Source organism: Microbacterium saperdae (assembly GCF_006716345.1).
Lineage (GTDB): Bacteria > Actinomycetota > Actinomycetes > Actinomycetales > Microbacteriaceae > Microbacterium > Microbacterium saperdae.
The window spans coordinates 778,836-804,141 of the sequence record NZ_VFOX01000002.1; the positions used below are offsets into that span (position 1 = coordinate 778,836).

Here is a 25,306-nt window from a genome sequence, read left to right on the forward strand (position 1 = left end):
AAAGGACGACCCATGCCAGACCCCCTGCTCAGCGTGCGCGACTTCTCGGTCGTGTACGACGTCGATCCGCCCGTCGAGGCGGTGAAGAACGTGTCCATCGAACTGCAGCGCGGCGAGATCCTCGGTCTCGCCGGTGAGAGCGGATGCGGGAAGACGACGCTCGCCTACGGTGTGCAGCGACTGCTGCGCGCACCGGCCGTTATCACCAGCGGCAGCGTGACCTTCCACGACGCATCCGGAATCGACATCGACATCAACGCGCTCGACGTCGACGCGATGCAGCGTTTCCGTTGGGACAAGGTCTCGATGGTCTTCCAGGGGGCCATGAATGCCCTGAACCCGGTGGCCACGATCGGCTCTCAGCTCGAGGACGTGTTCGAGATCCACCGTCCCGACATGAACCGCAGACAGCGCCGCGCCGAGGCGGAGGAGCTGCTCGAGATCGTCAAGGTCGGTCGCCAGCGCACGCGCTCGTTCCCGCACGAGCTCTCCGGCGGCATGCGGCAGCGCGTGATGATCGCGATGGCCCTGGCACTGCGTCCGCAGCTGATGGTCATGGACGAGCCCACCACCGCGCTGGACGTGCTGGTGCAGCGCGAGATCCTCAAGCAGATCTCGCAACTGCGTCACGAGTTCGGGTTCTCGGTCATCTTCATCACCCACGACCTTCCGCTGCTGCTGGAGATCAGCGACCGGATCGCGATCATGCGCGAGGGCGAGATCATCGAGCTCGCCACGGCCGAGCAGATCTGGACGCAGCCGCAGCAGGACTACACCAAGACGCTCCTGTCGTCGTTCCCCCGGCTCACCGGTGCCAGAGGAGTGCTGACGCGATGACCACGCTCGAGTTCAAGAACGTCAGCAAGTCGTACAACGTGCGCGGCGCCGGGCAGGTGAAAGCGCTCGACGACGTCAGCTTCACGCTCGTCTCCGGTCAGACGATCGGACTGGTCGGACAGTCCGGCAGCGGCAAGTCCACGATCGCCAAGATCCTCACCCAGCTCGAGACCCCGACGAGCGGGGAGGTGCTGCTCGACGGCACGCCCATCCCGCGCCGCGGCAAGGGGCTGCGCAGGTACCGGCAGCAGCTGCGGATGGTCTTCCAGGATCCGTTCGCCTCGCTCAACCCGTACCACTCGATCCGCTATCACCTCGAGAGGCCCATCCGCCTCGACGACGTCGTGCCGAAGAAGGAGACGGAGGACGAGGTGCGCCGCCTCCTCGATCGCGTCCGCCTGGACGGGGACGCCGTGATCGACCGCCGCCCGCATGAGCTCTCCGGAGGTCAGCGGCAGCGCGTCGCGATCGCCAGGGCGCTGGCCTCCCGTCCTTCCCTGCTGGTCGCCGACGAGCCGGTCTCGATGCTCGACGTCTCCATCCGTCTCGGCGTGCTGAACCTGCTCGCCGACCTGCAGCGGGAGGAGGGCCTCGGGGTGCTCTACATCACGCACGACCTCGCCACCGCCCGCCACTTCAGCGACGAGATCATGGTGCTCAACCAGGGGCGCGTCGTGGAGTACGGGCCGGCGGATGACGTCATCCTCGACCCGCAGGATCCGTACACGCGCGAACTGCGGGCGGCATCCCCCGACCCGGACAAGCACTTCGCGACCGCGACCTCGAACGGAGGGGCACTGTGAGCACCGCGTTCCCGCAACTCGACGACAACGACCTCATCCAGCGTGACGCGCTCGAGGTCGGCACCACGGCGACCGTCGCGGAGAAGGGGCGGCGCCGAGTGCCCTGGCGCTTCTTCGCCGGACGGGCGGGGTTCTACCTGTTCACCCTGTGGGCCGCCATCACGATCAACTTCTTCCTGCCGCGCTTCATGAAGGGCGACGCGGTCAGCTCGTACCTCGCGCGCAACCGCAACGTCAGCCCGGAGGCGGCGGAGTCGCTGCGCATCCTGCTCGGCATCGACTCCGACAAGTCGATCTGGCAGCAGTACATCGAGTACTGGGGGATGCTGCTGCGCGGCGATCTCGGCATCTCGACCCTGCACGGTCTGCGACCCGTGGCCGAGGTGCTCTCCGCGGCGCTGCCGTGGACGCTCGGCCTGGTCGGCATCGCGACGATCATCTCGTTCGCGATCGGCACGATCGGCGGCGCGATCGTCGGATGGCGCCGCGGCAGCAAGCTCGACGCGCTGATCCCGATCACGACGTTCTTCAACACGATCCCCTACTTCTGGCTCGGTCTGATCGCGATCGCGATCTTCTCGTCGACGCTGAAGTGGTTCCCCTCCTCGCACGCCTACGACAAGGGGCAGTCGCCGGAGTGGAGCTGGGACTTCATCGGCCAGGTGATCATGCACGGCACCCTGCCCGCTGTCACGATCATCATCGCCTCGCTCGGCGGGTGGATGCTCGGCATGCGCAACATGATGCTCACCGTGCTCGACGAGGACTACATCACGGTCTCGCAGGCCAAGGGCATGCCGAACAAGAGGGTGCTGTGGTCGTATGCCGCGCGCAATGCCGTGCTGCCGCAGATCCAGAGCTTCGCGCTGTCGATCGGCTTCATCGTCGGCGGCACGATCGTGATGGAGATGGTCTTCAGCTATCCGGGCGTCGGCAAGCTCCTGCTCGACGCCACCAACGCCAAGGACTACGCGCTCATGCAGGGCGTGTTCCTGGTGATCACGCTCTCGGTGCTCGTGGCCAACATCCTCGCGGATGTCGTCTACGCCTACCTCGACCCGCGCACGCGCCAGACGGAGGCCTGAGATGACCGTTCCCACATCCGCCGCAGGCGCCGCCCCCGACGGCACCCCCGTCGTCACCGGGATGCCGGAGACCGCCACGCTGCGCTCGCCGGTGACCGCCGGGCCGCCGCGGAAGACCTTCTGGTCGCAGTTGGCGCAGGCGTTCGCGATGTTCCGCAATCCGAAGTCGGTCGCGGGGCTCATCATCCTCGGGGTGTTCGTGCTGGTCGCGATCCTCGCTCCCTGGATCTCGCCCTACGCCCCCACGCAGAAGGACCGTGACGCTCTGCGTCAGCCGCCCTCGTTCGAGCACTGGTTGGGCACCACCCACATGGGCGAGGACGTGCTGAGCCAGATCATCTACGGCACCCGCGGCGTGATCGTCGTGGGGTTCCTCTCCGCCCTGATCGCGACGGTGATCGCGATCACGATCGGCGTCATCGCCGGCTACGTGCGCGGGTGGAAGAGCGAGTCGCTCTCGGCGCTGACCAACGTGTTCCTGGTGATCCCCGGCATCCCGCTGATCATCATCATCGCCTCGCAGTTCGAGAACCCGCCCCTGATCGTGATCGCCGCCGTGCTGGGGCTGACCGGATGGGCGTGGGGAGCGCGCGTGCTGCGCGCGCAGACCATGTCGCTGCGCAACCGCGATTTCATCCAGGCCGCACGCGCCAACGGAGAACCGCTGCGCCGCATCATCACGGTCGAGATGCTCCCGAACCTGATGGCGCTGATCGCGTCGAGCTTCGTCGGCACAGTGACCGCGGCTATCCTCGGCCTCACGACGCTGGCGTTCATCGGGGTGATCCCGGTGAGCAATCTGAACTGGGGAACCATCCTGTTCTGGGCGCAGCAGAACGGCGCGTTCCCCCGGCTCTGGTGGTGGTACGTGCCTGCGGGCCTGTGCATCGCGATCATCGGCGTCGCGCTCTCGCTGATCAACTTCGGCATCGACGAGTACGTCAACCCGCGTCTGCGCTCCGCCGGAGAGCGGGCCAGGGCGATGAAGAAGAAGGGGCTGAACGTGAACGATGCGGTCACCGCCGTGCGCACCGTCCCCCTGCCGGACAAGAACTCCCCGAACCCCTCGACGAACACGACACAGAACACGAAGTGATGACCTCTCAGACGTTGACCACGGTCCTTCCCTACCAGGACCCCGCCCTCTCGATCCCGGAGCGCGTCGCCGACCTCCTCAGCCGCATGACGGTCGAGGAGAAGGTCGGGCAGATGCTGCAGCTCGACGCGCGCGACGACCTCGACGACCACGTCGCACGGCGCCATGCGGGCTCGATCCTGCACACCTCGCCGGAGCGCATCCTGCGCGCCAACGAGCTCACGGCGCAGACGCGCCTCCGCATCCCGCTGCTGGTGGGGGAGGACTGCATCCACGGGCACTCGTTCTGGCCCGGCGCGACGATCTACCCGACCCAGCTCGGCATGGCGGCGTCGTGGGATGCCGAGCTCGTCGAGCGCGTCGCGCGGGCGACGGCCGAAGAGGTCGCGGTGACCGGCATCCACTGGACGTTCTCGCCGGTGCTGTGCATCGCCAGGGACCTGCGCTGGGGGCGGATCGACGAGACCTTCGGTGAGGACCCGTTCCTGATCGGCGAGCTCGCCTCGGCCATGGTGCGCGGCTACCAGGGCGACGGTCTCGACGACCCCACCGCGATCCTCGCGACGGCCAAGCACTTCGCCGGCTACTCCGAGACGCAGGGCGGCCGCGACGCGAGTGAGGCCGACATCTCGCGCCGCAAGCTCCGTTCCTGGTTCCTGCCGCCGTTCGAGCGCGTGGCCCGCGAAGGATGCCGCACATTCATGCTCGGCTACCAGACCACCGACGGCGTGCCGATCACCACGAACGACTGGCTGCTCAGCGACGTGCTGCGCGGCGAGTGGGGCTACACCGGAACACTCATCACCGACTGGGACAACGTCGGACGCATGGTGTGGGAACAGAAGGTGCAGCCCGACTACGCGCACGCCGCCGCGGCGGCCGTGAAGGCCGGCAACGACATGATCATGACCACGCCGCTCTTCTTCGAGGGTGCGCTGGAAGCCGTCGCGCAGGGCCTGCTCGCGGAAGACGCCTTCGATGCCGCAGCCGCGCGCATCCTGACGCTGAAGTTCGAGCTGGGGCTGTTCGAGAACCCGCGCCTTCCGGGCAGCGAGCTCGACGCCGTGGTCGGTAACGCGGCGCACGCCGAGCTGAACCTCGAGGTCGCTCGGCGCTCGATCGTGCTGCTCGAGAACGACGGCGTGCTGCCGCTCGACGCCGCGGCCCCGCTGAAGGTCGCCGTCACGGGACCCCTGGCCGACGACGCGCAGACGCAGCTCGGCGACTGGGCGGGCGGCTCCGGCCAGGCCGGATGGCTCGACGGTCAGCCGCGCGAGATGATCACGACCGTGCTCGACGGGCTGCAGGGGGTCGACGGCTGGACCGTCGCGCACACGCGCGGCGCCGACATCCTCACGCTCGAGGACGACCCGCAGGGGGCGCTCTTCCCCGACGGTCAGCCCCGCCCGTCGGTCGTGAAGCCCTGCGCCCCGGACGAGGCGCTGATCGCGGAGGCCGTGGCTGCCGCATCCGAGGCCGACGTCGTGGTCGCGGTCGTGGGCGACCGGATCGAGCTCGTCGGCGAAGGGCGATCCACCGCGACGCTCGAACTCATCGGCGGACAGAACGCCCTGCTCGACGCGCTCATCGCGACCGGGAAGCCCGTGGTCATCGTGCTGCTCGCCTCGAAGCCGCTCGTGCTGCCGGCACCCGCCGCGCAGGCCGCCGCCGTGATCTGGGCCGCGAGCCCGGGCATGCAGGGTGGGCGCGCGCTCGCCGAGATCATCTCGGGTGCCGTGGAGCCCTCGGGCCGGCTGCCGATCTCGTTCGCCCGCCACGTCGGTCAGCAGCCGACGTACTACAACCAGATCCGCGGACAGCATGGCGACCGCTACGCCGACCTCACCCAGGCCCCGGCCTGGGGCTTCGGCGAAGGGCGTTCGTACACGACGGTGGAGTACTCCGACCTGTCGCTGCAGCAGACGTCGCTCACCGCGGCGGACACGATCGTCGGTCAGGTGACGGTGACGAACACCGGGACCAGGCCCGTGCGCGAGACCGTGCAGGTGTACGTGCGCGACTCGGTGACGAGCGTCAGCTGGACCGACCGCGAGCTCAAGACCTACCGTCAGGTCGACCTCGCTCCCGGCGAATCGGTCGTGGTGCGTCTCGAGCTGCCGGTCGCGGACTGCACGATCGTGGACGCCGCCGGCTTCCGGATCGTCGAGCCCGGCGCCTTCGAGCTGCTCGTCGGCCCGTCATCCCGCGAGGACGTGCTGCTCTCCGCCGGGTTCGAGGTGGTGTAGCCTCGGCTCCCGCGCCGAACGTCGTTTCGTCCTCGTTGCCTAGCGGTGGGACTGCGCATCCTGGAGTGGGTGCGCAGCCCCAGCGGGGTTGTTCATGTTGGCGTCTACTCGACGACGAAGCGGTGCTCGTCGACGTGTTCGGTCGAGAGTCCGAGCCAGATCACCAACAGGGGGAGGGTTGTGAAGATCGTCACGATACCGGCGATCACCCAGATCGAGATCTGCTTCCCGCGGTCGCGCCGCAGTCTGGTGAACAGAGACGCCAGAGCGACGACCAACGGCGCTCCGAGGAAGACCCAGGTCGATGTGATCACGAGCACCACCCAGAGCGCGTAGAACCAGTCCACCACGAACGACGACTGATCCCGCTTCTTGTCCGAGCGGGCAACACGTGGTGCTTGAGCCATAAATCCAACCCCCCGAAAATGGGTGCGTAGAGGTACTTTAGCCGCCGACCTGCCACGTCGAACGGACTCCCTTGTTCGTGTACGCGTTGTGCAGGCCAACGTTGAACACGATAGGGAAGCCCTTTGCGACCATGTGCAGGTCGAATCGTTCCACGGAATCAGCCTTCGCCGACGGGCCCGGCTTGCTGCACGAGATATTGGATACGGTGGCGGCAAGCTGCCAGCCACCTTCGGCATGACAGACGTGCTTACCGGTCAGCCCGCGGTAGGTGCCGACCCACGCCTTGTCGCCATCCCAGTACGTCGTGCCGGTGTGCACCTCCTTTACAGCGACAGCCATGTAGGCGTGCGACCACTTTGCGCCCTGGACGGCACCCGCAGCAGCTTTCGCGACGAAGGATGACGTCTCAGTGGCTGTCATCCTGAGATCCGCAGCGATTTCGACAGCCTCGCCCTTGTTCACTGTGAAGCGTTCCTCCTTGATCGTTACTGTTCCGTCGCAGATCTGCTCTTGAGCGGTGGCGATCGCATCCGGTGTGGCGGACAGAGACTTCGCGATCTGAGCATCGCATCCCCCCACCGTGACATCGCCGGTAGTCACTGTTCTCGACTGAATCTGAGACGCCGGCACGGGGCCGAGCAGGTCCGGCTGATCGGCAGCATTCGCTGCGGGGGCAACCAACCCGATGGACAGGAACACACTCGCAAGCGCTGCATAGGAGTACAGCTTCTTCTTCATTGAATACCTCGTCCGTTGGTTCCGCGCGGCTCCATGCCGTCCCTGAACGCTAGTGACACTCTCCTCGCCGTGTCTGTCCCCATTGAGGGGGTGCAAGACAAGGCCCATCGATCGGCTGAACGGACCTCGAAGCAGCGATCGAGGGCGGCTGAAGCGCGCCAACCGGAGGTCTGCACGTCGTCACGCACACGCTGGATGTCGCTTTGTCTCTGCCCTGACCTCCGGACGGGGCGCCGGTGTTGTACGCACCCCCGTCGAGACCCACCCTTCCCGTCGAGACCCACTGCTGCCGACGCGCACGGCGATGGGTCTCGGCGGGGACGGTGGGTCTCGGCGTCACTCCTCGTCGCGGAGGCGGAGCGGACCGACGCCCTGGGCGCCCAGGGCGTCGTCCGGGTTCAGCAGACCGCAGGCTTTCATTGACAGGCATCCGCAGCCGATGCATCCGGTGAGCTCGCGTTCCAGACGTTCGATGCCCTCGCGGCGCTTCTCGAGCTCGCGTTTCCAGCGCCGCGAGGCGCGCTGCCAGTCGGCGTGCGTCGGCGTCTCGGTCAGGGGGACGTCGGCGAAGGCGCTCTGCACATCGGCCAGTGGGATGCCGAGGCGTTTGGCGACCGTGATGAGCGACACTCGGCGCAGCATGTGACGCGGGTAGCGGCGCTGGTTGCCCGGCGTGCGCGTGGACGCGATCAGACCCAGGTTCTCGTAGAAGTGCAGAGCGGATGCGGCGACGCCGGTGCGGCGCGTCATCTCGCCGATCGTGAGCGGCTCGTCGGCGGTGTGCGGGTGCGCCTCATCGTCTGTCGCGGACGTCATGTGCGACTCCTCACTGCTCGTCGATTTGACCTCAAGCATACTTGAGGTTTTACGGTAGAGGTATCCCGAGGAAAGCCGCCTGATGACCTATGTGATCGCTCTGCCGTGTGTCGATGTGAAGGACCGCGCCTGCATCGACGAATGTCCCGTCGACTGCATCTACGAGGGCGAACGGTCGTTGTACATCCATCCGGACGAGTGCGTCGACTGCGGCGCGTGCGAACCCGTCTGCCCGGTGGAGGCCATCTTCTACGAGGATGATCTGCCCGACGAGTGGCAGGACTACTACAAGGCGAACGTCGAGTTCTTCGAGGACATCGGCTCGCCCGGTGGCGCAGCCAAGACCGGGATGATCGCCCACGACCATCCGTTCATCGCGGCGCTCCCGCCGCAGGAAGGAGCGGAATGAGCATCCTCGACCCGCGCATCGCCATCGTCGGCGCAGGACCGGCAGGGATCTACGCCGCCGACATCCTGCTCGGCCTCGCACCGACCGCGTCCATCGACCTGTTCGAGAAGCTGCCGGCTCCCTACGGACTGGTCCGCTACGGCGTCGCGCCCGACCACCCGCGCATCCGGAAGATCACGGACGCGCTGCACGACGTCATCCGTGACCCCCGGATCCGGCTGCGCTGCAACGTCGACATCGGCACCGACATCACGATCGACGAGCTCCGCGCCGCCTACGACGGCGTGATCGTCGCGACCGGCGCCGACCTCGACGTGCGCCTCGACATCCCCGGCATCGACCTGCCCGGCTCCTTCGGCGCCGCCGACTTCGTGGCCTGGTACGACGGGCACCCCGACGTGCCGCGGGACTGGCCCCTGACGGCGGAGTCGGTCGCAGTGCTCGGTGCGGGGAACGTCGCGCTCGATGTGACGCGCATCCTCGCCGTCCACGCGCCCGCGCTCGACCACACCGACACCCCGGATCACGTGCTGGCACAGCTCGCCGCGAGCCCCTTGCGCGACGTGCACCTGTTCGCCCGCCGCGGGCCCGCCGATGTGCGCTTCTCGGCACTCGAACTGCGCGAGCTCGCCGCGCAGCACGACGTCGACGTGATCGTGGATCCGGAGGATGTCGTGCTCGACGCCCACGCAGAGCGCATGATCGCGCAGTTCTCGCAGCGCCGGATCATCGTGCGCACGCTCACCGAATGGGCCGGACGAGACCACGTCGGCACAGCCTCACGCCGCATCCACCTGCATCTCCGCCAGCGCCCGGTGCGGCTGCTCGGCTCCGACGGGGTCACCGGGATCGAGATGGAGCGCACCGCGTCCGACGAACTCGGACGCATGGTCGGTACCGGCGAACTGCTCCGCTACGACGTGGGCGCCGTGTACCGCGCTGTCGGCTACCGCTCGACGCCGGTGCCCGGCATGCCGTTCGACGACGAGGCCGGAGTCGTCCCACATGTCGAGGGTCGCGTGGTCGACGATGCCGGGATGCCGATCCCTCGGCTGTACGCGACCGGCTGGATCAAGCGGGGTCCGGTCGGGCTGATCGGCTCGACCAAGTCGGATGCCGCGCAGACGGTCGCGCACCTGGTCGAGGATCTGGAAACGGGGGAGAGCATCGCGCGCGATGACGATCCGATCGCGCACCTCACCGGTGCCGTCGACTTCGAAGGATGGCTGCGCATCGACGTCGCGGAACGTCATGCAGGTGCCGCACGCGGGCGCGAACGGACCAAACTTGTGGAGCGAGCCGAAATGCTCGCCCATGCCGCACACGAAGAGATGACGGAGATCGCTCGATGAGCACGAACCCGGTGCCGACCCCTGTCGGCGAGGCACTCAAGACCGCGTTCCGCACGCACCCCGCGGGCGTCGCCATCATCACCGCATCCACCCCTGACGGGCCCGTCGGGCTCACCGCGTCGAGCGTCGCGTCGGTGGCCGTCGACCCGGCCGCGATCGTGTTCTCGGTCACCAGAGCGACCGGCTCGGCCGGGGCCATCCTCAGCGCCGACACGTTCGTCGTGCACCTCATCGACGACGAGCACTCCACGCTCGCCCAGAGCTTCGCCACGAGCGGCGCCGACCGTTTCACCCCCGAGCAGGGATGGACCGCGCTGGGCACCGGCGAGCCGCACCTCGACACCGCCCGCGCCGCCCTGCGCTGCCGCGCGCTGCACACGATCGCGGTCGGCACCTCGACGGTCGTGATCGCCGAGGTGCTCGAGGTGATCACCGGCCCGCAGGGCCGCCCGCTCGTCTACGTCGACCGCCGCTTCCACGCACTGCCCTCTGCCGACAACATCTGAAGATCCGCACACCGAAAGGAACACGCATGTCCACTCTGTACACGCTCCCCGAGCTCCCCTACGACTTCGCAGCCCTCGAGCCGCACATCTCCGGCAAGATCATGGAGCTGCACCACTCCAAGCACCACCAGGCCTACGTCACCGGTGCCAACGCGGCGCTCGAGCAGCTCGCGGCCGCCCGCGAGTCCGGCTCCCTGGCGAACGTGAACAAGCTCGAGAAGGACCTCGCGTTCAACCTCGGCGGACACATCAACCACTCGGTGTTCTGGCAGAACCTCTCGCCCGAGGGCGGTGGGGCGCCCGAAGGCGAGCTCGCCGCAGCGCTCGCGGACGCGTTCGGATCGATCGACGCGTTCCGCGACCACTTCACCGCCACCGCTCTGGGCGTGCAGGGCTCCGGCTGGGCGGTGCTGGCCTGGGACAGCGTCGGCGCCCGCCCGGTGATCTTCCAGCTGTTCGACCAGCAGGGCAATGCACCCCTCGGTGTCATCCCGCTGCTGCAGCTCGACGTGTGGGAGCACGCCTACTACCTCGACTACCTCAATGTGCGTGCCGACTACGTCAAGGCGTTCTGGAACCTCGTGAACTGGCCCGACGTGCAGCGTCGGTTCGAGGCCGCACGCACCGCGACGCAGGGACTCATCACGGCGCTCTGATCGCGCATCGCCGATCATGCGTCGGAGGGGCCCGGGGATTCGTTCCTCGGGCCTCTTTCTGCGACCGGATGTGTCAGCGCGTTACGCCGGATCACGCGGACGGGCCCCGGTACCTCCGGGGTGACTTAGCGTGTCGGTATGACTGCTGAGCCCCGCGTGTACGTGATCCACGAGAACGCCGAATGGTTCCCGCCCTTCGCCGCGGCCTTCGAGGCCGAAGGCGTGCCGGCGCAGGAGTGGCTGCTCACGGACGGGTCGATCGACCTGTCCGCCGAGCCGCCGGCCGGGGTGTTCTGGTCGCGGCTCAGCGCCTCGGCGCACACGCGCGACCACGGCGACTCCAAGGAGTACGGCCGCGCCGTGCTGCGCTGGCTCGAGACCTCTGGTCGCACGGTCGTCAACGGCAGCGGCGTGCTCGAGCTCGAGGTGAGCAAGGCCGCGCAGCATGCGGCGCTGCAGCGTGCGGGCATCGTCGTGCCGCAGACGGTCGCCGTGTTCGGCACCACGGCCCTGAAGCAGCGTGCCAGGGACTTCTCGGCACCGTTCATCAGCAAGCACAACCAGGGCGGCAAGGGCCTCGGCGTGCGCCGTCACGACAGCCACGAGGAGTTCGACGCGTGGGTCGACGGACCGGACTTCGAGCCCTCGCCGGACGGCATCACGCTGCTGCAGGAGAACCTCTTCGCCGCCGCTCCCTTCGTCACCCGCGTCGAGTTCGCCGGCGGGGAGTTCGTGTACGCGGTGCGCGTCGACACCAGTGCCGGCAGCTTCGAGCTGTGCCCGGCCGAGGCGTGCGCGCTGCCCGGAGCCGACGGTGTCGAGCCGGAGCCGCTGTTCCGCATCCGCGAGGAGATCACGGCGGAGCACCCGCTCGTGCAGCAGTACCTCGCATTCCTGCGGGGCGCCGGGATCACGGTCGCCGGCATCGAGTTCATCGAGACCGTCGACGGACGCCTCGTGACCTACGACGTGAACACCAACACGAACTACAACCCCGATGTCGAAGCGACGGCTGCGGTCTCCGGGCCCCGCACGATCGCGCAGTACCTGGGCGGACTGCTCGTGCGCGAGCCCGTCGCGGTCTGAGGCTCGGCCGGCCCGGTGCCATAACTCCGGAAAAGTCGACAGCCAAGGTGGGAAAGGCCCCCGAATCCGAGGATTCGGGGGCCTTTCTCCGGAGTTGTGGACGCGCCGTCCTGAGTTGTGAACGCGCGGGCTGAGTTGTGAGCCCCGGCGCGGCCGAACAGACGCCCCGCCTACCGGCCGCTGCCGGTGATGACGCCTTCCTTCACGTACCGCTGCGCCGCGAGCACCAGCACGAGCGCCGGGAGGCTGGCGATCAGCGAGGCACCCATGGTGGCCGCCCAGGTGTTCAGGTTCGAGTTCGCGAGTGCGTAGATGAACACCGTGACGGGGTACATGTCGGTCTTCGTGACGAGCGTGAGCCCGAACAGCAGGTCGCCCCAGGAGAACAGGAACGTGAACACTCCCGCGGTGATGATGGCGTTGCGTGAGAGGGGCACGACGATGCGCCGCAGCGTGCCGAGCGGCCCCAGCCCGTCGAGCGTGGCGGCCTCGATCACCTCGGTGTCCAGGCGCAGCATGAACGAGCGCAGCAGGATGATCGCGAACGGGATGCCGGCCGTCGAGTTCGCGAGGATCAGCCCGAGGTAGCTGTTGAGCACGCCCCAGGTGTTGAACATCGCGTAGAACGAGTTGGCCAGCACGATGCTGGGGATCATCTGCGCCAGCAGGAGCAGCACGAGTCCGAGACTCACGGACCGCGACCGCAGCCGACTCAGCGCATAGGCACCGGGCACGGCGACGAGCAGGGTCAGCAGCACCGATCCGAGCGCGGTGATCAGGCTGACTCTGAGGCCCTCGAGCCCGCCGTCCTCGAACGCGGTGACGTAGCCCTCCAGCCCGGGGCTGCTCGGGAACCACTCGGTGTCTGTCGAGTTCGCGCCCGGCTGGAGCGATGCCGACACCATCCAGTACACGGGGAACAGGTAGACGACGAGGATGGCGACCGTGAGGACGGTCCAGAACCATCCGCGCCCTCGTCGGGAGATCTGCCTCATCGTTCCGCACGCTCCCGCCGCGCCGACAGCCAGGTGTACACGATCGCGAAGCCGAGGCTGATGACGAGCAGCAGCATGCCGTAGGCGCCGGCGTGACCGAACTCGAACAGCTGGAAGGCCGAGCGGTACGACAGCACCCCGAGCGTCATGGTGCTGTTCGCCGGACCGCCCTGCGTGAGCGCGAGCACGAGGTCGACGATGAGCAGGTTGAACACGACGCTCATGACGACCAGCACCGAGATCACCGGCCAGATGCTCGGGATGATGATGTGCAGCAGCCGCTTGCCTGCTCCGGCGCCATCGAGCGATGCAGCTTCCAGATGCTCGACCGGCACCTGCTTGAGCGCGGCGGCGAGGATGGTCGACCAATACGGCAGGCTCGCCCAGACTGCGACGATGATGACGCAGGCGAGCGCCGTCGTGGGGTCGGCCAGCCACGCGTTGGTGGGCAGCCCGAGGGTGCGGAGCACGTCGTTGATGGCGCCGTCGCCGGCGAGCAGCGACTTCCAGATGGTCGCGACGACCACGGCCGGCAGCAGCCACGGGATGAGGATCAGGGCCGGGAGCCAGCGGCTGCCGGGAAACCGCCGCGTGAAGAGCAGCGCCAGGGCGAGACCGATCACGAGCTCGGCGCTGACGGCGACGACCGTGATGGTGAGGGTGTTCACGATCGCGATGCCGGTCGCATCGGCGCGGAAGATGTCGAGGAAGTTCTGGAAGCCCACGAACGGGGCCTCGCCGGTGATGAAGGTGCCGGTCGTGAAGTCGGTCGTGCTCATGAACACGCCGTAGCCGAGCGGGAAGAGGAAGAAGATGGCGAAGAACACGATCGCGGGCACGAGGAATGCCCACAGCTCCAGGTTCCTGCGCCGCACCAGGGTCAGGCCGAAGCGGCCGGAGACAGAAGTCCCCGGCCGCTTCGGCGCCGTCGCGACGGAGGTCATCAGCCCTGGTCGGCCTTGGTCAACGCTTCCTCGGCGCTCACGCCGTTGACGGTCGCGTTCTGCAGCGCGTCGACGTACTTCTGCTGCAGAGCGTTCCACTCGGTGCCGAGCGACGCCGGGTTGAAGGCGTTCTCGACCGGGGTGACGAAGGCCTCGGCGGCCGGGACCTGCTCGACGAAGGCGTCCTGTGCCGAGGTCAGGGCGGGCACGTAGCCACCCTTGACGGCGGTGTCGATCTGGTTCTCCTCGGCGGCACGGCACTCGACGAGGGCGGCTGCGGCCTTCTCGCGCTTCTCATCGGCCTGCACGGCGACGCCGTACGCGTAGCCGAGGAGTCCGACGCTGCTCTTGTCGGCGCTGGTGCCCGCGGGGATCGGGAAGGTGCCGTACTCGAAGCCGAGGCTCGTGTCGACGAGGTTCCAGGGGCCCGAGACCGTGATCGCGGCCTTGCCGGACTTCCACTGGTCGATGCCGTCCCAGCCCCAGTTCACGAACTCCTTCGACAGGCTGCCGTCGGCGACGAGGGTCTTGTACAGGTCGATCGCGGCCACGGCGCCATCGCTGGTCACCTCGGCCGGGTCGCCGCCGGCGCTCAGCAGGAACGGCAGGAAGTACGACGACGTGGAGCCGTCGCCCGCGATGCCCGGCAGCGCGATGCCGTAGTGGTCGGCGCTCGTGGTGGCCTTGGCCGCGGCGATCAGCTCGTCGAACGTCGTGGGCAGATCGGTGATGCCCGCCTCTTCGAAGAGGGCCTTGTTGTAGAAGATCGAGTAGTCCTCGACCTGCACCGGCAGGCCGTAGAGGGCGTCGTCGTAGGTGCCGAGGTCGGCGACGGAGTCGGCCAGTCCATCGGTCTTGATGCCCAGCTTTCCCAGGTCGGCCAGCACGCCCTGTGCGGCGAGCTGCGGCAGCTGTGTGTCGGTGTTCAGCAGGGCGACGTCGGGCAGCGACTTCGAGCTCGCGGCCTGCAGCAGGCTGGTCGTGTAGTCGCCGGAGAGCGTCTGCACGTCGACAGTGATGCCGAGGTCATCCGCGCACTGCTCGAAGTACTCCTTCTGCAGCGTCTGGTACGGGTCGAAGTCGATGTTGTTCCACACGGTCAGCTCGACCCCGGAGAAGTCGGTGTCGTCGTCGGAGGAGCTCGTGGGCGTCGTCGTTCCGGCGCAGCCGGTGAAGAGGAGGGCGGTCGCGAGTCCGGCGGTGGCGGAGAGCGCCACGCGGGAGGAACGCGTGCGGAAGATGCTCATGGGTGCGTGGATCCTTAGCTCGACCGGGCTGTGACCGATCGTCGGGAGAAGGGGCGGCAGGGTGCCGTGGCATGAGTCTCCTGGACGGAGAGCCGCGCGGCCACGGTGTCGGAAACATGACGAAATGATCCGACGCACTGTGTCGTAATGAGGCGTCAGCGCCGCCGGGCACCTGCCGGGTGGTCGGCGTGCAGCAGGTCCGACCCGTCGGTGCGCAGTCGGGAGCGGAGCGTCCCGGAGTTCGGGAATCCACCGAACAGTCCGCGCTCCCGCAGCCGGGGCGCGAGCAGTGCGCTGAAATCGTCGAGGGTTCCCGGCGACAGGAACTGGTGCAGCAGGAAGCCGTCCACCCCCGACTCGTCGACGAACTCCTCGATGTTCGCGGCGACCTCGTCGGGCGTGCCGATGAAGCGGTCGTCGGAGAACGCGGTGACCGAGGCGAACCGTCGGCGCACATCGCCCGCGAGCAGCGGCGGGGCATCCTTGCGCGTCGCATCCGTCTGGGTGTGCGTGGTCGACTGCTTCGCGATCGGCTCGTCATCGGCGTACTTGCTGAAGTCCACGCCGCTCCAGCCGGCGTAGGCGGCGAGCTGCGCGTCGGCGTTGTAGTGCGACTGGTAGCCGTCGAGCTTCTCCTGTACCTCGACGCGGGTGCGCGCGAGCACGGGATTCATGCCGACGACGGCGCGGATCTGCTCGGGATCGCGACCGAGCTCGGCGGCGCGGGAGCGGATGCCGGCCAGGCCCGCCTTGATCGCCTGCGGGTCGGAATCGCCCACGAAGATCAGTTCGGCGTGCCGTGCGGCGAACTCGCGACCGCGCGGCGACCAGCCGGCCTGGATCAGGTACGGCGTGCGTTGCGGCGAGGGGATGCTGACGTGCGGGCCGGCCACGCGGAAGTGCGTGCCGACGTGGTCGATCCGGTGCACCTTGGCGGGGTCGGCGAACAGTCCGCGTTCCTTGCTGCCGACGAAGGCATCCTGCTCCCAGCTGCGCTCCCACAGGTCGTAGACGACCTCGAGGAACTCGTCGGCGCGGTCGTAGCGGCTGTCGTGCGCCATGACGTCGAGGCCGAAGTTCGCCGCGGCGCCCGGAAGGTACGAGGTGACGATGTTCCAGGCGATGCGGCCGGCGGTCAGGTGGTCGAGCGTGCTGAAGCGCCGCGCGTGCGCGAAGGGGTGCTCGTAGGTGGTCGACACCGTCGCCCCGAAGGCGATGCGCTCTGTCACGGCGGCGAGGGCCGGGATGTGCATGAGCGGATCATGTGCCGGCAGCTCGACGCCCCACTCCAGCGCGGTTGCCGCGCCACCGCGGTAGGTGTCGTACATGCCCAGCACGTCGCCGAAGAAGAACAGGTCGAACCCGGCCTCCTCCGCCCGACGGCCCAGGTCGAGCCAGTAGCGCAGATCGGTCGCGCCGAGGCGGCGGTCGTCGGGATGCGTCCACAGGCTCACCGCGCCGGAGCCGTTGCCCACGCAGGCCTGCTCGTACAGGCCGTAGAACAGGGGGCGTCGTTCGGTCATGCGAGTGCTCCGTCCACGGATGCGGTTCTCAGGGGGGCGGCGGTCCAGAGGGGGCGGCCGCCGACGATGGTGGTGAGAGCCGACGGGGCGTTCTCGACGAGCTCGGCCAGCGCGTCGCGCGGAGCGGATGCCGACACCGCGAACACCGCGAGGTCGGCACGGTGTCCGGTGGCGAGTGTGCCGCTGGGGGTGGATCCGATGTCGAGCCCGAGCGCCCTGGCACCGCCCGCAGTCGCGGCGTGCAGCAGCCGCGCGTGCAGATCGTCGCCGGTGTAGCCCTGCGCCCGCGCGAGTCGGTGCAGTTCGGCGACATCGTCGAGCACGTTCAGCGAGGGCGAGGAGGACAGCGAGTCCGTGCCGACGCCGATCGGGTTGCCCTCGCGCAGGTAATCGGCGATGGGTGGGGCGTCGAGTCCGATCACGGCGTTCGAGCGCGGACAGAGCGCGACCGACACACCACGTTCGCGCAGCAGGGCGCGGTCGTCCGCATCGACGTAGATGCCGTGCGCCAGGTGCGAGTGCGGAGTGAGCACACCGACCGTGTCGAGGTAGTGCACGACGCCTCGGCCCGAGCCGTTCCCCGAGAGCAGCTGCATGTCGGAGTGACCCAGGCCCCGCCAGCGGTCGGCCAACGGTCCGGTGCCGAAACGGGCGAACTCGTCTTCCGACGCCGACTCGGCGGCGTGGATGTGCAGGCGCACGCCGTGCTGCTCGGCGAGGTGCTGGAGGGAGCGGAACACGTCGGTGTCGAGCGAGTAGATCGCGTGCGGGGAGAGCCCGGTCGCGGGCGGTGACGGCAGCGCGGCGAGTTCGGCGAGCACGCGTTCGGGGCCGTCCTGCGCCCACGCGGAGCGCTTCCAGCCGAAGACCTCCCAGAACACGACGCCGTGCAGGCCGGCGTCGTGCACCGCGCTCCCCGCGGCGGGGTCGGTGACGATCTCGGCCACCGCGGTGGTGCCGGACTCGATCGACTGCCGCACACCGTCGGCGGCGGAGGCCGCCCAGTCGTGCTCGGTGCGGTATCCCTTCTCGAACGCGAGCGCCCAGGTCTCGAAACTGGGGTACGAGCCACGGCCGACCTCGGCCATGTCGGTGTACTGGAGGTGCGTGTGGGCGTTCACGAGCCCGGGGGCGAGCGCGCCCTCCCACTCGTGGCGCGCGGCCACCTCGTCGCCCAGCTCCGCGGTGACGTCGTCGTGCGTGCCCACGGCGATGATGCGGCCGTCGCGCACGGCGACGGCCCCGTCGGCGATCGGTTCCGCGGCGACGGGGAACACCGTACGGGCGCGGTGGAGGATGATGCTGCTCATGGCTTTCCGGTCTTCTCTGGGGTCACGCGGCGCGGGGCGTGCGGCTCGGGTCAGGGGGTGACATCGCGGGGTCGCCACGAGGTCAGGTAGTCGCGCTGCTCGGGTGAGACGTGGTCGATACCGCCCCCGAACGCCGCCAGCGCGAGCGCCGCGACGTGGTCGTCGGCGGACGCGGGCAGGATGTGCACGGCGTTCGCGAGGGTGCCGCGTCCGGCGAGCAGGTGGTCGACCGCGGCGAGCTGCACCCCGAACGACAGATCCATGACCTGGATCGGGTTGCCCTCGGCGGCGCTGACGTTGATGCAGTGCCCGTCGTCGAGGATGCGGATGCTGCGTCCGTTCGGCAGCCGCAGCACCGAGACCGCGCCGCTGCGCTCGACCTCCACGGCGCCGGACTGGTGGGCGTGGAGCAGGGAGATCTCCTGGTGTGCTCCGCCGCCGACCGCGACCGCCGCGCCTTCGGGGAGCCGGTCGAGGTGCGCGGGGGTGACGGTGTGCGCGACGCCGGTGGTCGAGATGAGCACATCGGCGTGGGTCGCGGCTTGCTCCAGCGGCTCCACAGCGAATCCGGCGAATGCGGCCTGGAGGGCCGCGACGGGGTCGACTTCGGAGACGGTCACGCGTGCACCGAGTGCAGCGGCATGCCGGGCCACTCCGCTGCCGACGCGGCCGAAGCCGACGACCACGACGTCGAGGCCGGCCCAGGAGTCGTCGAGCAGGTCGGCGACGGCCAGCACCACGGACTGCCCGGTGCCGTGCGCGTTGTCGAACAGCGACTTGGTGCGGGCGTCGTTGGCGGCGACGATCGGGATGTGCAGCTCGCCGAGCCGCTCCATCGTGCGCAGAGGGCGTACCCCGCTGGTCGTCTGCTCGGTCGCGCCCGCCATCGCGGGCAGGATGCCGGGGCGTTCGATGTGCGCGAGGCGGATGGTGGCGGCCCCGTCGTCGACGATGACCTCGGGGTGATGGTCGAGCAACGCCAGCACGTTGTCGCGGTCCTCGGCCTCGCTCGCGTTGCGGCGCGCGTAGGTGGGGATGCCGGCATGGACGAGGGCCGCGGCCACCGCATCATCCGTGTCGCGGCCCACGCACGAGACGGCGACATCGGCGCCCGCCTCGGCGAGCAGCAGCGCGACCGTCGCCGTCTTCGGCTCGAGCACGTCGGAGACGGCGATGCGGATGCCGCGCACGCGGTTGCTCGCCGCGAGCTCGGCCGCGAGCGCGGTCGTCGCGGGCATGAAGGTGCGTGCCCAGGCGATGCGCTCTGCCCCGTCACGCCACAGGGAGGAGTCGGCGATGTGTCCGGTCATGCGAGCACCAGTCCGGCGAGGAGGGCATCGGCGTCGGCGGTGTTCTCGGACTCCGCCCGCAGGAGCGACAGCGTGACGAGCAGATCGGCGATGCGCGTCGGGTGAGCGGATGCCGCGTTGCCGCTCTCGAACGGGCCGGGCGACTCCACGACCCAGGTCTGCGCGGCGATGTGCCGCACACCGGGGCGGACGCTCTCGCCCGTGGCCACCTGCAGGCCGGAGCCGTCGGGAGAGGCGTCGATCGCGACGCCCGACAGCGTGGTCGGGTCGAGGCGGGGGTGGCCTTCGCCGCTCGCGATCACCAGGTCGGCCGGGGGCCACGGGGGGAGGGCCGGGACGTGGCGGATCCCGGCGAGCTCGGCGCGCAGCCGCACGACCGCGTCGCCCACGGCGCGGACCACACGGGTTCCCCCGCGGCCGAGGGTCGTGGCGATCGTCTCGGCGACCGGGCCGTCGCCGATCACCAGAGCGGGGGCGGCGGGGAGTACCAGGTTCGTGCGTCGAGCCAGTGCGCGCACGACCTGTTCGGAGCGGGCATGGGCGTGCAGCGCGGCGAAGGCGGGAAGCGTCCGGGGGTCGATCGCCTCGGCATCCTCGACGATCCTCAGGCCCCATTCCGCGGCGACGGCCTCGGCCAGGGCGGGAGGCAGCGCCGGGAAACGCCATCCGAGCGTGCGCGGCGTGGAAGCCGGATGCGCGGCAGCCGCGACCGATGCGAGCCGCAGGCCGAGGGGCGGTGCGGCGGGCGCGCCGAGGGCGCGCGAGGGGACAGCTGTCACGGGGGTGACGCTACGCGCTCGACGCCCCGCTGGCGCGTCTGTGACGTCTCATGACGAAGGGGCGCGCGCCGCGCGCGCGCAGTGTCTAGCGTCAGGACAATGAGCAACGGCATCCCGCCCGAATCCGTCGCGCACGAGATCCGCGAGCCGGTCTACGACTGGACCGATTTCGGCTTCGACACCCGCCAGGTGCACGCCGGGGAGTTCGACGAGCCCGAGTACGGGTCGCGCATCGCGCCCATCTACCTGAGTGCGGCATTCCGCTTCGACTCGTTCGAGGAGAGCACGCGTCGGTTCAGCGGTGCGGATGACGGACAGATCTACTCCCGCAACCTCAACCCGACGAACGGCGTGGCCGAGCGGCGCATCGCCGCCCTCGAAGGAGGCACCGGCGCGGTCGTGGTGTCGTCGGGGCAGGCGGCGATCAGCGCGGCGATCCTCTCGATCACCGGCCAGGGCGAGCGCTTCGTCTCGACCGCGAGCATCTACAGCGGCACGCGCATCCTGTTCGCGCGCTCCTTCGCCCGCTTCGGCGTCGGCGTCGACTACGTGGCGGATCCGACGGACGACGCCGAGTGGGAGGCGGCGATCGGGCCGGACACCAAGGCGATCTTCACCGAGACCATCCCGAACCCCAAGAACGACGTGGTCGACATCGCGGCCGTCGCCCGCATCGCCGCGCGACACGGCCTGCCGCTCATCGTCGACAACACGATCGGCACGCCCTACCTGGTGCGACCGCTCGAGCAGGGTGCGCACATCGTGGTGCACTCCGGCACCAAGTTCCTGTCGGGTCACGGTGCCGCGATCTCGGGCATCATCGTCGACGGCGGCACCTTCGACTGGGCAGGCAGCCCCCGGTCGTATGCGGGTATCACCGAGCCGCCGGCGCCGGGCGCACCCAGCCCGCTCGAGGCCTACGGCGACCGCGCCTACGAGCAGTTCGTGCGCGGGGGCATCGTGAACGACCTCGGCCCCGCTCTCTCGCCGCTGCACGGCTTCCTGCTGCAGCAGGGCATCGAGACCCTGTCGCTGCGCATGGAACGACACGTCGAGAACTCCCGGGCGATCGCCGAGTTCCTCTCTCGGCATCCCGCGGTCGAGTACGTCGACTACGCCGGGCTGCCGGGGCATCCGCAGCACGAGATCGCGCAGCGCACCCTCGGCGGACGATCCGGATCCGTGTTCGCGGTCACCGTCCGTGGCGGACGAGCGGGAGCCGAGATCTTCATCGACAGCCTGCGGGTCTTCAGCCGCATGACGAACATCGGCGATGTGCGATCCATGGTGCTGCACCCCGCCACGACCACGCACCTGTCGTTCACGCCCGAACTGCGGGCGCAGCTCGGCATCGACGACGGCCTCGTGCGCCTCTCGGTCGGCATCGAGACCGCCGCCGATCTGATCGCGGACCTCGACAGCGCGCTCGCCGTCGTCGCCGCGCACCTCGCTCTGCCCACCGACGCCGACATCCAGGAGAACCGATGACCGCCGCACGCAGCCAGTGGACCGGGGTCGCCACCCGCGAGGAGAACGCGCACTGGCGCGAGGTCGCCCAGCGCGTGGCCGATGAGCTCGCCGTCGACGTGCGCGAGCGCGAGAAACGCGGCGACGTGCCCCGTGCCGAGTCGGCGCTGCTGCAGCGTTCGGGACTCACGACCCTCCTCGATCCGATCGAGCTCGGGGGCGGAGGCGGGCACTGGTCCTCGGCCTTCCTCGCGGTGCGCGTGATCGCCCGGGTGGATGCCGGCATCGCCCAGCTGCTCGGCTACCATTACGCCAACTCCGCCACGATCGCGCTGGTCGCAGGCTCCGCAGACCGCGATGCCTGGTACCGGCGCAGCATCGAGAACACCTGGCTCTGGGGTGACTCGGTCAACCCGGTCGACCCGACCCTCAGCCTCACGCCGGACGGCGACGGCTTCCGTCTCGACGGGGTCAAGCGCTTCTCGACCGGGTCCTCGGTCGGCGACGTCATCCTGGTGAACGCGGTCGTCGACTCCGGGCCCGACGAGGGGCGTTTCGCGTTCCTCGTGCTCCCGGCAGGACACCCGGGCGTCGAGGTGCAGGACGACTGGGACTTCCTCGGGCAGCGCCTGTCGGCCAGCAACTCCGTGCGCTTCTCGCAGGCGCCGATCGGGCCGGAGCACCTGCTCGGCTACGGGACCGACGAGTGGTTCCAAGCCCTGCTGACCCCGGCCGTGCAGCTCATGTTCGGCAATCTGTACCTGGGTATCGCCGAAGGCGCGCTGGCCCAGGCCCGCGACCTCACCAACGCCCGCCCGAACGCCTGGTTCCTGAGCGCCGCGGACCGCTACCGCGACGATCCGTTCGTGCAGCGGCTCTACGGGGAGTTCGTGGCGCAGGTGGCGGCCGTCGAGGCGCTGGCCGACCGGGTGAACGAGGAGTACGACGCGGTCGTGGCGCGCGGCGCCGAGGTCGACGAGCAGGCCCGCGGCGACATCGCGATCAGGGTCGCGCAGCTCAAGGTCGTCTCGAGCGACACCGCGGTCGACGTCGCCAACCGGGTGTTCGAGGCGACGGGGTCGAGTTCGACCGCCGCGAAGCACGCGCTCGACGCGCACTGGCGGAACGTGCGCACGCACTCGCTGCACGACCCGGTCGACTACAAGAAGCTCGAGGTCGGAGCCGACTTCCTGCTCGGTGTGCGGCAGCCGCTGTCGCTGTACACCTGAGCCGCGGGTCTCTCTGCTCCGCCGTTCCGTTCCGGCCGCTGTTCACAACTCCTCCACACTCTGGCGCGAGAGCCCGAAAAGCCCCCGACACCGAGGTTCCGGGGGCGTTTCAGAGGAGTAGTGAACGCTTACAGGTCGGAAGACTGGGCCCACAGGTTCACGGCGTCGCCGTCTTCGGCCGTGATGCGGTCGATCTCGGCCAGCTCCTCCGCCGTGAACGAGGTGTTCTGCAGCGCGGCGAGGTTCTCGTCGAGCTGCGCGGTCGACGAGGCGCCGATCAGCACCGACGTCACGTGCCGGTCGCGCAGCAGCCAGGCGATCGCGAACTGGGCGAGCGACTGTCCACGGCGCTCGGCGATCGCGTTGAGGGCGCGCACCCGCTCCAGGTTCGCCTCCGAGAGATGCTTCTCGTCGAAGGAGTAGCGGTTCGAGGCGTGCCCGGCGTTCGGGTCGTTCAGGAACTTGCTGGTCAGCAGTCCCTGCGCGAGCGGGGTGAACGCGATGAGCCCGAGGCCCAGGTCGTCGAGGGTGTCGAACAGCTCGGTCTCGACCCAGCGGTTGAGCAGGTTGTAGGCCGGCTGGTGGATGATCAGCGGGGTTCCCAGGTCGAGCGCGATCTCCTGCGCGCGCCGCGTGCGCTCAGCCGAGTACGACGAGAGGCCCACATACAGCGCCTTGCCGGAGCGGACGATCGCGTCGAGCGCTCCGATCGTCTCCTCCAGCGGGGTGTGCGGGTCGACGCGGTGCGAGTAGAAGATGTCGACGTAGTCGGTGCGCAACCGCTCGAGCGACTCGTCGAGACTGTTGAACAGGTACTTGCGCGAGCCGAAGTCGCCGTAGGGCCCGGGCCAGTGCGACCAGCCGGCCTTGGTCGACACCACGAGCTCGCTGCGATACGGCTTCAGGTCGCGGTGCAGCAGGCGTCCGAAGTTCTCCTCGGCGGAGCCGTTGGGCGGACCGTAGTTGTTCGCGAGGTCGAAGTGCGTGATGCCGTTGTCGAAGGCGTGCCGGATGATCTCGCGCTGCGTCTGGAACGGCCGGTCGTCGCCGAAGTTCCACCACAGTCCCAGCGAGATCGGTGGCAGCAGCAGGCCGGTGGTGCCGACGCGGCGATACGCCAGGTTCCGGTAGCGGTTCTCATCCGCCGCGTAGGGGCGGTGGATGTCGGGGACGGGCTTGTCGAATCGGACCTCGAACTCGGACAACGGGGGACCTCCTGAGTCAGCGGGCCGCGTGGCCCGGACTCACGTTAACGGCCCGCCTCGATCCGACGTCGGGATGTTGAGTTCTATGACGTCGGGCGACGGTGTCCTACCCGCGGTCGAGATGCACGAACAGCGTCGACAGGCCCGCCAGGGCGATGGATACGACCAGCAGTACGGCGCTGAGGCCGAGAGCGCGTCCGCGCCAGGCGCGATCCTCCTCGGTCCAGCTCGCCAGTCGGTTCGAGAGGATGCCGCAGCTGACGATCGGAGCGATGGCCACCAGGCCGATCGGGATGACGGATCCAGAGTGCCACGGCCGTGATTCGCCGGGCTCGAAGCCGATCCCGGCGAGGAGGATCAGGAACATGATCACCAGGCCGAAGCAGATGGCGACCACGCCGGTCAGGATCTGCGCGGTGAGCCAGACGCCCCAGCTGCGGAGTCCTGTCAGAGCGGCGACGACCGGCACGGCGCACCCGGCGGCGACCAGCAGCAGATAGGTCCCGAACAATGACCGCCACGTGGCGCCGCCCGTGTCGAGCTCGGGGCGGAGCAGGGGGAGGAGGTTGCCGGCAAAGAAGAACCAGTGGACCGTGAGCGCACACAGCACGAGGACGGCGAGGAGCAGGACGGTCGCGCGCGTGGCCCGCACGGACCTCGGCGTCGGCGCCACCACGAAATCCCCGCCGCGCGAGATCACCGGGCGTCGAGCTCGTGCAGCCGTGTCCAGAACAGGTGCAGGCCGTGCTCGGTCAGGGTGCTGGAGGCGCCCAGGGTCTCGAACAGCGCGCGTATCGCCTCGCGCGACAGCGGTGCCAGGCCTGCGGCGATCAGCTCGGCGTCCTCGACGGATGCCGTGCCGGCTTCAGCGCGCTGCAGCAGCGAGTCCGCGGCCGCGGCGGCGACGGCCGAGCGCGCGGCGGAGTCGGCGAGCACGCGCAGGAACTGGGGGTCATCGGCCGCACGCTCGGTGTTGCCGTGCTGCTGGCGACGCGTGCGTGCGGCGGTCTGCGTGGCACCGGTCTCGGTGACCTCGGCGATCAGCGCGGCGTGATCGAGCACCAACCCGAGCGCCCGAGCCCCGGCACCCTCGTTCCACGGTGCGCCGAGGGCTGCGGCGCGAGTGTGGGCGGGCGTGACGGAAGCGGTGTCGGCGGGCATGCGATCTCCTCGGGGCGGAGCTCCGACTGTATCGAACCGCATCCGTCATCGCCGTCATGCGCGTTAACGTGACCGCCCCGCCGCGACGACGCTGGCTA

At 69.1% G+C, this 25,306-nt stretch carries 25 protein-coding genes; 12 read left to right on the plus strand and 13 right to left on the minus strand.

The window, feature by feature from the left end; genetic code table 11:
* Positions 1–12: 12 nt before the first annotated feature.
* Genes FB560_RS18360 through FB560_RS18380 form a run of 5 tightly spaced genes read left to right on the plus strand, consistent with a single transcriptional unit; the run spans position 13 to position 6,067 of the window.
* Positions 13–837 (plus strand): ABC transporter ATP-binding protein, encoded by an 825-nt coding sequence (locus tag FB560_RS18360; protein WP_141874149.1) that lies wholly within the window; start codon positions 13–15, stop codon positions 835–837.
* A complete protein-coding gene (locus FB560_RS18365; protein WP_141874150.1) occupies positions 834–1,640 on the plus strand; it encodes an ABC transporter ATP-binding protein in 807 nt (268 codons plus the stop codon). The genes FB560_RS18360 and FB560_RS18365 overlap by 4 nt, the downstream gene beginning before the upstream one ends.
* Positions 1,637–2,725, plus strand: a complete 1,089-nt coding sequence (locus FB560_RS18370; RefSeq protein WP_141874151.1) for an ABC transporter permease — start codon at positions 1,637–1,639, stop codon at positions 2,723–2,725. Before FB560_RS18365 ends, FB560_RS18370 begins: the two co-directional genes overlap by 4 nt.
* Before the next feature lies 1 nt (position 2,726).
* A complete protein-coding gene (locus FB560_RS18375) occupies positions 2,727–3,821 on the plus strand; it encodes an ABC transporter permease (RefSeq protein ID WP_188895035.1) in 1,095 nt (364 codons plus the stop codon).
* A complete protein-coding gene (locus FB560_RS18380; protein WP_141874152.1) occupies positions 3,821–6,067 on the plus strand; it encodes an exo-beta-d-1,3/1,6-glucosidase in 2,247 nt (748 codons plus the stop codon). The genes FB560_RS18375 and FB560_RS18380 overlap by 1 nt, the downstream gene beginning before the upstream one ends.
* A gap of 104 nt (positions 6,068–6,171) precedes the next feature.
* On the opposite strand, the gene FB560_RS18385 is transcribed toward FB560_RS18380, so the two are convergent.
* The 3 genes from FB560_RS18385 to soxR form a co-directional block, all read right to left on the minus strand.
* Complete coding sequence (locus FB560_RS18385; RefSeq protein WP_141874153.1) at positions 6,172–6,474, minus strand: hypothetical protein; 303 nt, start codon at positions 6,472–6,474, stop codon at positions 6,172–6,174.
* A gap of 37 nt (positions 6,475–6,511) precedes the next feature.
* On the minus strand, positions 6,512–7,213 hold the full coding sequence (locus FB560_RS18390; RefSeq protein ID WP_141874154.1) for a hypothetical protein: 702 nt from the start codon (positions 7,211–7,213) through the stop codon (positions 6,512–6,514).
* 336 nt (positions 7,214–7,549) lie between these two features.
* Positions 7,550–8,029 carry a redox-sensitive transcriptional activator SoxR gene (gene soxR, locus FB560_RS18395; RefSeq protein WP_141874155.1) on the minus strand — a complete coding sequence of 160 codons (480 nt, stop codon included), beginning with the start codon at positions 8,027–8,029 and terminating at the stop codon, positions 7,550–7,552.
* Positions 8,030–8,111: 82 nt separating this feature from the next.
* Between soxR and fdxA the strand changes: the two genes are divergently transcribed.
* From fdxA to FB560_RS18420, 5 genes are all read left to right on the plus strand, one after another.
* Entirely contained in the window at positions 8,112–8,438 is a 327-nt protein-coding gene (gene fdxA, locus FB560_RS18400; RefSeq protein ID WP_141874156.1) for a ferredoxin, read from the plus strand.
* Positions 8,435–9,790 carry an FAD-dependent oxidoreductase gene (locus tag FB560_RS18405; protein ID WP_141874157.1) on the plus strand — a complete coding sequence of 452 codons (1,356 nt, stop codon included), beginning with the start codon at positions 8,435–8,437 and terminating at the stop codon, positions 9,788–9,790. The genes fdxA and FB560_RS18405 overlap by 4 nt, the downstream gene beginning before the upstream one ends.
* Positions 9,787–10,296, plus strand: coding sequence for a flavin reductase family protein (locus FB560_RS18410; RefSeq protein WP_141874158.1), 510 nt, complete (start codon positions 9,787–9,789; stop codon positions 10,294–10,296). Before FB560_RS18405 ends, FB560_RS18410 begins: the two co-directional genes overlap by 4 nt.
* Positions 10,297–10,322: 26 nt before the next feature.
* Entirely contained in the window at positions 10,323–10,952 is a 630-nt protein-coding gene (locus tag FB560_RS18415) for a superoxide dismutase (protein WP_141874159.1), read from the plus strand.
* A gap of 138 nt (positions 10,953–11,090) precedes the next feature.
* Positions 11,091–12,038, plus strand: coding sequence for an ATP-grasp domain-containing protein (locus FB560_RS18420; RefSeq protein ID WP_141874160.1), 948 nt, complete (start codon positions 11,091–11,093; stop codon positions 12,036–12,038).
* A 170-nt stretch (positions 12,039–12,208) separates the two neighbouring features.
* Here the strand turns inward: FB560_RS18420 and FB560_RS18425 are convergent, their stop codons facing one another.
* The 7 genes from FB560_RS18425 to FB560_RS20760 form a co-directional block, all read right to left on the minus strand.
* Complete coding sequence (locus tag FB560_RS18425; protein ID WP_141874161.1) at positions 12,209–13,033, minus strand: carbohydrate ABC transporter permease; 825 nt, start codon at positions 13,031–13,033, stop codon at positions 12,209–12,211.
* Positions 13,030–13,977 (minus strand): carbohydrate ABC transporter permease, encoded by a 948-nt coding sequence (locus FB560_RS18430; protein WP_141874162.1) that lies wholly within the window; start codon positions 13,975–13,977, stop codon positions 13,030–13,032. The genes FB560_RS18425 and FB560_RS18430 overlap by 4 nt, the downstream gene beginning before the upstream one ends.
* Positions 13,977–15,224, minus strand: coding sequence for a sugar ABC transporter substrate-binding protein (locus FB560_RS18435; protein WP_141874163.1), 1,248 nt, complete (start codon positions 15,222–15,224; stop codon positions 13,977–13,979). The genes FB560_RS18430 and FB560_RS18435 overlap by 1 nt, the downstream gene beginning before the upstream one ends.
* A 155-nt stretch (positions 15,225–15,379) precedes the next feature.
* On the minus strand, positions 15,380–16,747 hold the full coding sequence (locus FB560_RS18440; RefSeq protein ID WP_141874164.1) for an NtaA/DmoA family FMN-dependent monooxygenase: 1,368 nt from the start codon (positions 16,745–16,747) through the stop codon (positions 15,380–15,382).
* Positions 16,744–18,057, minus strand: coding sequence for an amidohydrolase family protein (locus FB560_RS18445; RefSeq protein WP_141874165.1), 1,314 nt, complete (start codon positions 18,055–18,057; stop codon positions 16,744–16,746). Before FB560_RS18445 ends, FB560_RS18440 begins: the two co-directional genes overlap by 4 nt.
* A 50-nt stretch (positions 18,058–18,107) precedes the next feature.
* Positions 18,108–19,367 (minus strand): adenosylhomocysteinase, encoded by a 1,260-nt coding sequence (locus tag FB560_RS18450; protein WP_170198209.1) that lies wholly within the window; start codon positions 19,365–19,367, stop codon positions 18,108–18,110.
* On the minus strand, positions 19,364–20,146 hold the full coding sequence (locus FB560_RS20760; RefSeq protein ID WP_170198210.1) for a hypothetical protein: 783 nt from the start codon (positions 20,144–20,146) through the stop codon (positions 19,364–19,366). The genes FB560_RS18450 and FB560_RS20760 overlap by 4 nt, the downstream gene beginning before the upstream one ends.
* A gap of 99 nt (positions 20,147–20,245) precedes the next feature.
* Here FB560_RS20760 and FB560_RS18455 point away from each other — a divergent pair, with 99 nt between their 5' ends.
* On the plus strand, positions 20,246–21,634 hold the full coding sequence (locus FB560_RS18455) for an O-acetylhomoserine aminocarboxypropyltransferase/cysteine synthase family protein (RefSeq protein ID WP_141874167.1): 1,389 nt from the start codon (positions 20,246–20,248) through the stop codon (positions 21,632–21,634).
* Complete coding sequence (locus tag FB560_RS18460; protein WP_141874168.1) at positions 21,631–22,842, plus strand: acyl-CoA dehydrogenase family protein; 1,212 nt, start codon at positions 21,631–21,633, stop codon at positions 22,840–22,842. The genes FB560_RS18455 and FB560_RS18460 overlap by 4 nt, the downstream gene beginning before the upstream one ends.
* A gap of 128 nt (positions 22,843–22,970) precedes the next feature.
* Here FB560_RS18460 and mgrA read toward each other — a convergent pair whose 3' ends face one another.
* From mgrA to FB560_RS18475, 3 genes are all read right to left on the minus strand, one after another.
* Positions 22,971–24,047, minus strand: a complete 1,077-nt coding sequence (gene mgrA / locus FB560_RS18465; RefSeq protein ID WP_141874169.1) for an L-glyceraldehyde 3-phosphate reductase — start codon at positions 24,045–24,047, stop codon at positions 22,971–22,973.
* 106 nt (positions 24,048–24,153) lie between these two features.
* Entirely contained in the window at positions 24,154–24,699 is a 546-nt protein-coding gene (locus FB560_RS18470) for a hypothetical protein (protein WP_141874170.1), read from the minus strand.
* Between the two features lie 44 nt (positions 24,700–24,743).
* Entirely contained in the window at positions 24,744–25,208 is a 465-nt protein-coding gene (locus tag FB560_RS18475; protein WP_170198211.1) for an acyl-CoA dehydrogenase family protein, read from the minus strand.
* Positions 25,209–25,306: the final 98 nt, after the last annotated feature.